Origin of the sequence: Streptomyces sp. B1866 (genome assembly GCF_031932565.1) — a bacterium.
Taxonomy (GTDB): Bacteria; Actinomycetota; Actinomycetes; order Streptomycetales; family Streptomycetaceae; genus Streptomyces.
In genome coordinates, this window is sequence record NZ_JAVSCF010000251.1 from 1 (window position 1) to 9,160 (window position 9,160).

Genomic DNA, 9,160 nt, shown 5'->3' on the forward strand with positions numbered 1-9,160 from the left:
CCCCGGCCACGGGCCGCCCCGGCCACGAGCCGGCCGGGCCGGGCGAGCGGGACCCGACCGGCCGGGCCCGGTGCCAGGCCATATCGTGGGTGGGGCGGTGGCGCGCAGGCCCGCCGCCGCTCCGCCGCCCGGCGCGAGAAGGACCACCAGTGCGAAGGACACCCTGCCCACCATGACCCGCGTGATCGCCGGAGCCGCAGGCGGCCGCCGCCTGGCGGTGCCGCCCGGCAGCGGCACCCGGCCCACCTCGGACCGGGCGCGCGAGGGCCTGTTCTCCACCTGGGAGTCGCTGCTGGGCTCGCTGCGCGGCGCGCGGGTCCTGGACCTGTACGCGGGCTCGGGCGCGGTCGGCCTGGAGGCGCTGTCCCGGGGCGCGGGCCACGTGCTGCTGGTGGAGTCCGACGCCCGCGCCGCCCGCACCGTCCGGGCCAACGTCCGCGCGCTCGGCCTGCCCGGCGCGCTGGTGCGGCACGGCAGGGCCGAGCAGACGGCCGCGGGCCCGCCGCCGGACGGCGGTCCGTACGGGGTCGTCTTCCTCGACCCGCCGTACGCGACCAGCGACGACGATCTCCGCGAGATCCTTCTCACACTCGCCGGCAATGGCTGGTTCGGGGAGGATGCGCTGGTCACCGTGGAGCGGAGCACCCGAGGCGGGGAGTTTCGCTGGCCGGCCGGTTTCGCGGCCGTGCGGGCCCGTCGCTACGGCGAGGGCACGCTGTGGTACGGCCGCGCCACGGGGTGCGAGAACGCGTCATGACCGGTCCGGAGAGCGAGGAACCACTGTTGCGCCGCGCAGTCTGTCCGGGGTCTTTCGACCCCGTCACCAACGGACACCTCGACATCATCGCCCGAGCGTCCAGGCTGTACGACGTCGTGCACGTCGCCGTGATGATCAACAAGTCGAAGCAGGGCATGTTCACGGTGGAGGAGCGGATCGATCTCCTCCGGCAGGTCACCGCGGACTTCGGCAACGTCGAGGTGGAGTCCTTCCACGGGTTGCTGGTCGACTTCTGCAAGGAGCGGGACATTCCCGCCATCGTCAAGGGCCTGCGGGCGGTCAGCGACTTCGACTACGAGTTGCAGATGGCGCAGATGAACAACGGCCTGTCCGGCGTGGAGACCCTGTTCGTGCCGACCAATCCCGCCTACAGCTTCCTGTCCTCCAGCCTGGTCAAGGAGGTGGCCGCCTGGGGCGGCGACGTCTCCCACCTGGTGCCCGCCGTCGTCCTCGACGCCCTGACCCGGAGACTCGCCGAGCGCTGACCCGTATCTGACGGATCGTCAGGGGTGTCGGGCGCGCCCCGGGACCCGTACAGTCGTGACCGACCGCGGTGCGCCCGGCGGCCTCCCGGCCGCCGGTGCCCGCGGGGACGGCCGAGGCGCCGCCCACCGGTGCCGCACGGCCCGGCGGGGCGCGCGCCGGCCGGCCGTCCCCGGCGTCGCGGCGAACGTGGCATCCGTCGGTCCCCGGCCTGTCCGGCACAGCGGCAAAGAGAGTGGCGAGCAACCAAGGTGGACGTGCAGAAGAAGCTCGACGAGATCGTCAGGGCCGTCAGCGGCGCCCGGTCCCTGCCCATGTCCGCCTCGTGCGTGGTCAACCGGGCCGATCTGCTCGCCCTGCTGGAGGAGGTGCGCGCCGCCCTGCCCGCGTCCCTCGCCGAGGCCCAGGAGGTGCTCGGCGGCCGCGAGCAGGTGGTGGAGGAGGCGCACCGGGAGGCCGAGCGGATCATCGAGTCCGCGCACGCCCAGCGCGGCTCGCTGGTCTCCGACACGGAGGTCGCCCGGCGGTCCCGGGAGGAGGCCGACCGGATCCTGGACGAGGCCCGCAGGGAGGCCGCCGAGATCCGTGCCGAGGCCGACGACTACGTCGACAGCAAGCTGGCCAACTTCGAGGTCGTCCTCACCAAGACCATCGGCTCGGTGGACCGGGGCCGCGACAAGCTGCTCGGCCGCGCGCCCGCCGCGGACGGCTACGACGACGGCAACGGGTCCGAGGCCGGCCACGCGGCCGGGGCGGACGACGACGGGCCGGAGCGCAGCGCCGACCCGGAGACCCTGCGCCACCGCGCCGACGCGTACGTGGACGCCAAGCTCGGCGCGGTGGCCGCCGTGCTGGCCAAGACCCTGGAGGCGGTCGGCCGGGGCCGGCAGAAGCTGCACGGCGCGCGGGCCATCGACGAGCTGGCCGCCCACATGGCCGCCCAGGAGGCCGCCGGCCAGGACGGCTCCGCCCTGGACCACCGGACGAGCGACGCCGACTACCTGGCCGACCTCGCCCGCACCCAGGCGCCCGCCGCGGGTCCCCTCATCCCCGCCCAGCAGGCCGCCGAGCCCGGCTACTACGACCAGACGGCCCAGACGGCCCAGCCCGCGGCGGCGGCCGGCGCCGCCGGCTACCCGGAGCAGGGCGGGTACGGCTACCAGGGCCAGGACTACCCGCAGGGCTACCCGGCCCACGACCCGTACGCCGCGCAGGACGGCTACCGGCAGCCGGACGGCTACGGCTGGCAGCAGCCCTACGAACCGGCCCACGACGGCGGCTACGGCCCCGCGGAGCACGGGCAGGCGGCGGCCCAGCAGCCGCCCTACCAGCAGGGCGCCGCGCTGGACGAGACCAGCCTGTTCGACACCAGCATGATCGACCTCGACCAGCTCCGGCAGTACGAGCAGGGCGGCCGCTGAGCGGCCGCTGAGCGGCCGCTGAGCGCGCCGGGGGCCGGGCGGCCCTCGGCGGATTGGGCGCGGCGTCCGCCGTCCAGTATCCTGGCTGTTCGGTCGCACCCATGGTCGCGATCAGCGCTGCCCGCATCGCGACGCGCGTCGGGCGGCTGTTCACGCAGCGTAGAAAGCAGGAAGCCCTGAACGCCCCCCGTCTGGACCACCGTGCCCCCCTCGTGTTCGACACGCGGGAGCTGGGCCGGTCCCCCGGCGCGCTCAAAAGGCTCACCCGCTCGGTGCCCGCGCCCAAGGACCTCGGTATCGAGGTCATCGGCGTGGCCGAGGGCGCGCCGGTCGAGCTGGTCCTGCGCCTGGAGTCGGTGATGGAGGGGGTGCTCGTCACGGGCACCGCCCGTGCGCCGCTCGGCGGGGAGTGCGTAAGGTGTCTGGAGCCGCTGGAGCGCGAGCTTCAGGTGGACTTCCAGGAGATGTACGCCTACCCCGAGTCCGACGGCCGGAACCGCGTCGTCGCGGACACCGGCGCGGACACCGAGGAAGACGACACGCTCTTCGTCGAGGGCGACCTGTTCGACCTCGAACCCGTACTGCGCGACGCGGTGGTGCTGGCACTGCCGCTGCAGCCGGTGTGCCGGGAGGACTGTCCGGGACTGTGCGCCGAGTGCGGTGCGCGGCTCGCGGACGACCCGGACCACCACCACGACGCCGTCGACATCCGGTGGGCGGCGTTGCGGGAATTCGCCGACTCCCTCGGGAGCGGCGGACCCGACGGTGCCTCCCGCGCGGGAGGCGACCGAGACCAAGACCGAAACGCACAGGAGGAGTAGCCGTGGCCGTTCCGAAGCGGAAGATGTCGCGGAGCAACACGCGCCACCGCAGGTCGCAGTGGAAGGCCGCGGTGCCGACCCTGGTGGCCTGCGAGCGCTGCCGTGAGCCGAAGCTGCAGCACATCGCGTGCCCGAGCTGCGGCACCTACAACCGCCGCCAGGTCCTCGACGTCTGATCGGCGGGTGACAGGTTTTATGTCAGACGCCACAGCACCTCCTCCGCGCAAGCGGGGAGGGGACTCGCGCGGCCCTGAACCGCGCGGAAGTGAGCGAGCGGACACAGCCTCGTCCCACACCATCCTGGAAGGGCGGCTCGGGTACCACCTGGAGTCCGCCCTTCTGGTGCGTGCGCTCACTCACCGCTCCTACGCGTACGAGAACGGCGGGCTGCCGACCAACGAGCGCCTGGAGTTCCTGGGCGACGCGGTGCTCGGGCTGGTGGTCACCGACACGCTCTACCGCATCCACCCCGACCTGCCCGAGGGGCAGCTCGCGAAGCTGCGGGCCGCGGTGGTCAACTCGCGCGCGCTGGCCGAGGTGAGCCGCGGCCTGGACCTGGGCGCCTTCATCCGGCTCGGCCGGGGCGAGGAGGGCACCGGGGGCCGGGACAAGGCGTCCATCCTGGCGGACACGCTGGAGGCGGTCATCGGCGCGGTGTACCTGGACCAGGGCCTGGAGGCCGCCGCCGAACTGGTGCACCGGCTCTTCGACCCGCTGATCGAGAAGTCCTCGAACCTGGGCGCCGGGCTGGACTGGAAGACCAGCCTCCAGGAGCTGACGGCCACCGAGGGCCTGGGGGTTCCGGAGTACCTGGTGTCGGAGAAGGGCCCCGACCACGAGAAGACCTTCACGGCTGCTGCCCGCGTCGGTGGTGTCGCGTACGGCACCGGCACCGGCCGCAGCAAGAAGGAAGCCGAGCAGCAGGCGGCGGAGGCCGCCTGGCGGGCGATCCGCGCCGCGGCCGAGGAAGGCCGGACGAAGGCCGGCGGGGCGGGGACCGCCGCCGTCGCCGCCGCGAAGGACGGCGAGACGGCGGCGTAGCCGGGCCCCGGCCGGCTGCCGGCGGTGGCGGGCACCGGTGCCCGCCACCGCCGGCAGCCGGCCGGGGCCCGGCTACGCCGCCGTCTCGCCGTCCTTCGCGGCGGCGACGGCGGCGGTCCCCGCCCCGCCGGCCTTCGTCCGGCCTTCCTCGGCCGCGGCGCGGATCGCCCGCCAGGCGGCCTCCGCCGCCTGCTGCTCGGCTTCCTTCTTGCTGCGGCCGGTGCCGGTGCCGTACGCGACACCACCGACGCGGGCAGCAGCCGTGAAGGTCTTCTCGTGGTCGGGGCCCTTCTCCGACACCAGGTACTCCGGAACCCCCAGGCCCTCGGTGGCCGTCAGCTCCTGGAGGCTGGTCTTCCAGTCCAGCCCGGCGCCCAGGTTCGAGGACTTCTCGATCAGCGGGTCGAAGAGCCGGTGCACCAGTTCGGCGGCGGCCTCCAGGCCCTGGTCCAGGTACACCGCGCCGATGACCGCCTCCAGCGTGTCCGCCAGGATGGACGCCTTGTCCCGGCCCCCGGTGCCCTCCTCGCCCCGGCCGAGCCGGATGAAGGCGCCCAGGTCCAGGCCGCGGCTCACCTCGGCCAGCGCGCGCGAGTTGACCACCGCGGCCCGCAGCTTCGCGAGCTGCCCCTCGGGCAGGTCGGGGTGGATGCGGTAGAGCGTGTCGGTGACCACCAGCCCGAGCACCGCGTCGCCCAGGAACTCCAGGCGCTCGTTGGTCGGCAGCCCGCCGTTCTCGTACGCGTAGGAGCGGTGAGTGAGCGCACGCACCAGAAGGGCGGACTCCAGGTGGTACCCGAGCCGCCCTTCCAGGATGGTGTGGGACGAGGCTGTGTCCGCTCGCTCACTTCCGCGCGGTTCAGGGCCGCGCGAGTCCCCTCCCCGCTTGCGCGGAGGAGGTGCTGTGGCGTCTGACATAAAACCTGTCACCCGCCGATCAGACGTCGAGGACCTGGCGGCGGTTGTAGGTGCCGCAGCTCGGGCACGCGATGTGCTGCAGCTTCGGCTCACGGCAGCGCTCGCAGGCCACCAGGGTCGGCACCGCGGCCTTCCACTGCGACCTGCGGTGGCGCGTGTTGCTCCGCGACATCTTCCGCTTCGGAACGGCCACGGCTACTCCTCCTGTGCGTTTCGGTCTTGGTCTCGGTCGCCTCCCGCGCGGGAGGCACCGTCGGGTCCGCCGCTCCCGAGGGAGTCGGCGAATTCCCGCAACGCCGCCCACCGGATGTCGACGGCGTCGTGGTGGTGGTCCGGGTCGTCCGCGAGCCGCGCACCGCACTCGGCGCACAGTCCCGGACAGTCCTCCCGGCACACCGGCTGCAGCGGCAGTGCCAGCACCACCGCGTCGCGCAGTACGGGTTCGAGGTCGAACAGGTCGCCCTCGACGAAGAGCGTGTCGTCTTCCTCGGTGTCCGCGCCGGTGTCCGCGACGACGCGGTTCCGGCCGTCGGACTCGGGGTAGGCGTACATCTCCTGGAAGTCCACCTGAAGCTCGCGCTCCAGCGGCTCCAGACACCTTACGCACTCCCCGCCGAGCGGCGCACGGGCGGTGCCCGTGACGAGCACCCCCTCCATCACCGACTCCAGGCGCAGGACCAGCTCGACCGGCGCGCCCTCGGCCACGCCGATGACCTCGATACCGAGGTCCTTGGGCGCGGGCACCGAGCGGGTGAGCCTTTTGAGCGCGCCGGGGGACCGGCCCAGCTCCCGCGTGTCGAACACGAGGGGGGCACGGTGGTCCAGACGGGGGGCGTTCAGGGCTTCCTGCTTTCTACGCTGCGTGAACAGCCGCCCGACGCGCGTCGCGATGCGGGCAGCGCTGATCGCGACCATGGGTGCGACCGAACAGCCAGGATACTGGACGGCGGACGCCGCGCCCAATCCGCCGAGGGCCGCCCGGCCCCCGGCGCGCTCAGCGGCCGCTCAGCGGCCGCTCAGCGGCCGCCCTGCTCGTACTGCCGGAGCTGGTCGAGGTCGATCATGCTGGTGTCGAACAGGCTGGTCTCGTCCAGCGCGGCGCCCTGCTGGTAGGGCGGCTGCTGGGCCGCCGCCTGCCCGTGCTCCGCGGGGCCGTAGCCGCCGTCGTGGGCCGGTTCGTAGGGCTGCTGCCAGCCGTAGCCGTCCGGCTGCCGGTAGCCGTCCTGCGCGGCGTACGGGTCGTGGGCCGGGTAGCCCTGCGGGTAGTCCTGGCCCTGGTAGCCGTACCCGCCCTGCTCCGGGTAGCCGGCGGCGCCGGCCGCCGCCGCGGGCTGGGCCGTCTGGGCCGTCTGGTCGTAGTAGCCGGGCTCGGCGGCCTGCTGGGCGGGGATGAGGGGACCCGCGGCGGGCGCCTGGGTGCGGGCGAGGTCGGCCAGGTAGTCGGCGTCGCTCGTCCGGTGGTCCAGGGCGGAGCCGTCCTGGCCGGCGGCCTCCTGGGCGGCCATGTGGGCGGCCAGCTCGTCGATGGCCCGCGCGCCGTGCAGCTTCTGCCGGCCCCGGCCGACCGCCTCCAGGGTCTTGGCCAGCACGGCGGCCACCGCGCCGAGCTTGGCGTCCACGTACGCGTCGGCGCGGTGGCGCAGGGTCTCCGGGTCGGCGCTGCGCTCCGGCCCGTCGTCGTCCGCCCCGGCCGCGTGGCCGGCCTCGGACCCGTTGCCGTCGTCGTAGCCGTCCGCGGCGGGCGCGCGGCCGAGCAGCTTGTCGCGGCCCCGGTCCACCGAGCCGATGGTCTTGGTGAGGACGACCTCGAAGTTGGCCAGCTTGCTGTCGACGTAGTCGTCGGCCTCGGCACGGATCTCGGCGGCCTCCCTGCGGGCCTCGTCCAGGATCCGGTCGGCCTCCTCCCGGGACCGCCGGGCGACCTCCGTGTCGGAGACCAGCGAGCCGCGCTGGGCGTGCGCGGACTCGATGATCCGCTCGGCCTCCCGGTGCGCCTCCTCCACCACCTGCTCGCGGCCGCCGAGCACCTCCTGGGCCTCGGCGAGGGACGCGGGCAGGGCGGCGCGCACCTCCTCCAGCAGGGCGAGCAGATCGGCCCGGTTGACCACGCACGAGGCGGACATGGGCAGGGACCGGGCGCCGCTGACGGCCCTGACGATCTCGTCGAGCTTCTTCTGCACGTCCACCTTGGTTGCTCGCCACTCTCTTTGCCGCTGTGCCGGACAGGCCGGGGACCGACGGATGCCACGTTCGCCGCGACGCCGGGGACGGCCGGCCGGCGCGCGCCCCGCCGGGCCGTGCGGCACCGGTGGGCGGCGCCTCGGCCGTCCCCGCGGGCACCGGCGGCCGGGAGGCCGCCGGGCGCACCGCGGTCGGTCACGACTGTACGGGTCCCGGGGCGCGCCCGACACCCCTGACGATCCGTCAGATACGGGTCAGCGCTCGGCGAGTCTCCGGGTCAGGGCGTCGAGGACGACGGCGGGCACCAGGTGGGAGACGTCGCCGCCCCAGGCGGCCACCTCCTTGACCAGGCTGGAGGACAGGAAGCTGTAGGCGGGATTGGTCGGCACGAACAGGGTCTCCACGCCGGACAGGCCGTTGTTCATCTGCGCCATCTGCAACTCGTAGTCGAAGTCGCTGACCGCCCGCAGGCCCTTGACGATGGCGGGAATGTCCCGCTCCTTGCAGAAGTCGACCAGCAACCCGTGGAAGGACTCCACCTCGACGTTGCCGAAGTCCGCGGTGACCTGCCGGAGGAGATCGATCCGCTCCTCCACCGTGAACATGCCCTGCTTCGACTTGTTGATCATCACGGCGACGTGCACGACGTCGTACAGCCTGGACGCTCGGGCGATGATGTCGAGGTGTCCGTTGGTGACGGGGTCGAAAGACCCCGGACAGACTGCGCGGCGCAACAGTGGTTCCTCGCTCTCCGGACCGGTCATGACGCGTTCTCGCACCCCGTGGCGCGGCCGTACCACAGCGTGCCCTCGCCGTAGCGACGGGCCCGCACGGCCGCGAAACCGGCCGGCCAGCGAAACTCCCCGCCTCGGGTGCTCCGCTCCACGGTGACCAGCGCATCCTCCCCGAACCAGCCATTGCCGGCGAGTGTGAGAAGGATCTCGCGGAGATCGTCGTCGCTGGTCGCGTACGGCGGGTCGAGGAAGACGACCCCGTACGGACCGCCGTCCGGCGGCGGGCCCGCGGCCGTCTGCTCGGCCCTGCCGTGCCGCACCAGCGCGCCGGGCAGGCCGAGCGCGCGGACGTTGGCCCGGACGGTGCGGGCGGCGCGGGCGTCGGACTCCACCAGCAGCACGTGGCCCGCGCCCCGGGACAGCGCCTCCAGGCCGACCGCGCCCGAGCCCGCGTACAGGTCCAGGACCCGCGCGCCGCGCAGCGAGCCCAGCAGCGACTCCCAGGTGGAGAACAGGCCCTCGCGCGCCCGGTCCGAGGTGGGCCGGGTGCCGCTGCCGGGCGGCACCGCCAGGCGGCGGCCGCCTGCGGCTCCGGCGATCACGCGGGTCATGGTGGGCAGGGTGTCCTTCGCACTGGTGGTCCTTCTCGCGCCGGGCGGCGGAGCGGCGGCGGGCCTGCGCGCCACCGCCCCACCCACGATATGGCCTGGCACCGGGCCCGGCCGGTCGGGTCCCGCTCGCCCGGCCCGGCCGGCTCGTGGCCGGGGCGGCCCGTGGCCGGGG

The 9,160-nt window shown here is 74.1% G+C and carries 12 protein-coding genes; 6 read left to right on the plus strand and 6 right to left on the minus strand.

Annotation, left to right across the window (positions count from 1 at the left end):
* The first annotated feature begins 172 nt into the window (after nucleotides 1-172).
* From rsmD (RKE29_RS24515) to rnc (RKE29_RS24540), 6 genes are all read left to right on the plus strand, one after another.
* Nucleotides 173-757, plus strand: coding sequence for a 16S rRNA (guanine(966)-N(2))-methyltransferase RsmD (rsmD, locus tag RKE29_RS24515; RefSeq protein ID WP_312007793.1), 585 nt, complete (start codon nucleotides 173-175; stop codon nucleotides 755-757).
* 26 nt (nucleotides 758-783) lie between these two features.
* Nucleotides 784-1,263, plus strand: coding sequence for a pantetheine-phosphate adenylyltransferase (gene coaD, locus RKE29_RS24520; protein WP_312007794.1), 480 nt, complete (start codon nucleotides 784-786; stop codon nucleotides 1,261-1,263).
* 249 nt (nucleotides 1,264-1,512) lie between these two features.
* Nucleotides 1,513-2,682, plus strand: coding sequence for a cell division initiation protein (locus RKE29_RS24525; RefSeq protein WP_312007795.1), 1,170 nt, complete (start codon nucleotides 1,513-1,515; stop codon nucleotides 2,680-2,682).
* A 212-nt stretch (nucleotides 2,683-2,894) separates the two neighbouring features.
* On the plus strand, nucleotides 2,895-3,503 hold the full coding sequence (locus RKE29_RS24530) for a YceD family protein (protein ID WP_312007798.1): 609 nt from the start codon (nucleotides 2,895-2,897) through the stop codon (nucleotides 3,501-3,503).
* Nucleotides 3,504-3,505: 2 nt separating this feature from the next.
* On the plus strand, nucleotides 3,506-3,679 hold the full coding sequence (rpmF, locus tag RKE29_RS24535) for a 50S ribosomal protein L32 (protein WP_312007796.1): 174 nt from the start codon (nucleotides 3,506-3,508) through the stop codon (nucleotides 3,677-3,679).
* A gap of 19 nt (nucleotides 3,680-3,698) precedes the next feature.
* Complete coding sequence (gene rnc / locus RKE29_RS24540; protein WP_312007797.1) at nucleotides 3,699-4,544, plus strand: ribonuclease III; 846 nt, start codon at nucleotides 3,699-3,701, stop codon at nucleotides 4,542-4,544.
* Nucleotides 4,545-4,616: 72 nt separating this feature from the next.
* Here rnc (RKE29_RS24540) and rnc (RKE29_RS24545) read toward each other — a convergent pair whose 3' ends face one another.
* From rnc (RKE29_RS24545) to rsmD (RKE29_RS24570), 6 genes are all read right to left on the minus strand, one after another.
* Nucleotides 4,617-5,462, minus strand: coding sequence for a ribonuclease III (gene rnc, locus RKE29_RS24545; protein WP_312007797.1), 846 nt, complete (start codon nucleotides 5,460-5,462; stop codon nucleotides 4,617-4,619).
* A gap of 19 nt (nucleotides 5,463-5,481) precedes the next feature.
* Nucleotides 5,482-5,655 (minus strand): 50S ribosomal protein L32, encoded by a 174-nt coding sequence (gene rpmF, locus RKE29_RS24550; RefSeq protein ID WP_312007796.1) that lies wholly within the window; start codon nucleotides 5,653-5,655, stop codon nucleotides 5,482-5,484.
* Nucleotides 5,656-5,657: 2 nt separating this feature from the next.
* Nucleotides 5,658-6,266, minus strand: a complete 609-nt coding sequence (locus RKE29_RS24555) for a YceD family protein (RefSeq protein ID WP_312007798.1) — start codon at nucleotides 6,264-6,266, stop codon at nucleotides 5,658-5,660.
* 212 nt (nucleotides 6,267-6,478) lie between these two features.
* A complete protein-coding gene (locus RKE29_RS24560; protein WP_312007795.1) occupies nucleotides 6,479-7,648 on the minus strand; it encodes a cell division initiation protein in 1,170 nt (389 codons plus the stop codon).
* A gap of 249 nt (nucleotides 7,649-7,897) precedes the next feature.
* The gene (gene coaD / locus RKE29_RS24565) at nucleotides 7,898-8,377 is read right to left on the minus strand and encodes a pantetheine-phosphate adenylyltransferase (RefSeq protein WP_312007794.1); all 480 of its coding nucleotides are present in this window, start codon (nucleotides 8,375-8,377) and stop codon (nucleotides 7,898-7,900) included.
* A 26-nt stretch (nucleotides 8,378-8,403) separates the two neighbouring features.
* A complete protein-coding gene (gene rsmD, locus RKE29_RS24570) occupies nucleotides 8,404-8,988 on the minus strand; it encodes a 16S rRNA (guanine(966)-N(2))-methyltransferase RsmD (RefSeq protein ID WP_312007793.1) in 585 nt (194 codons plus the stop codon).
* Nucleotides 8,989-9,160: the final 172 nt, after the last annotated feature.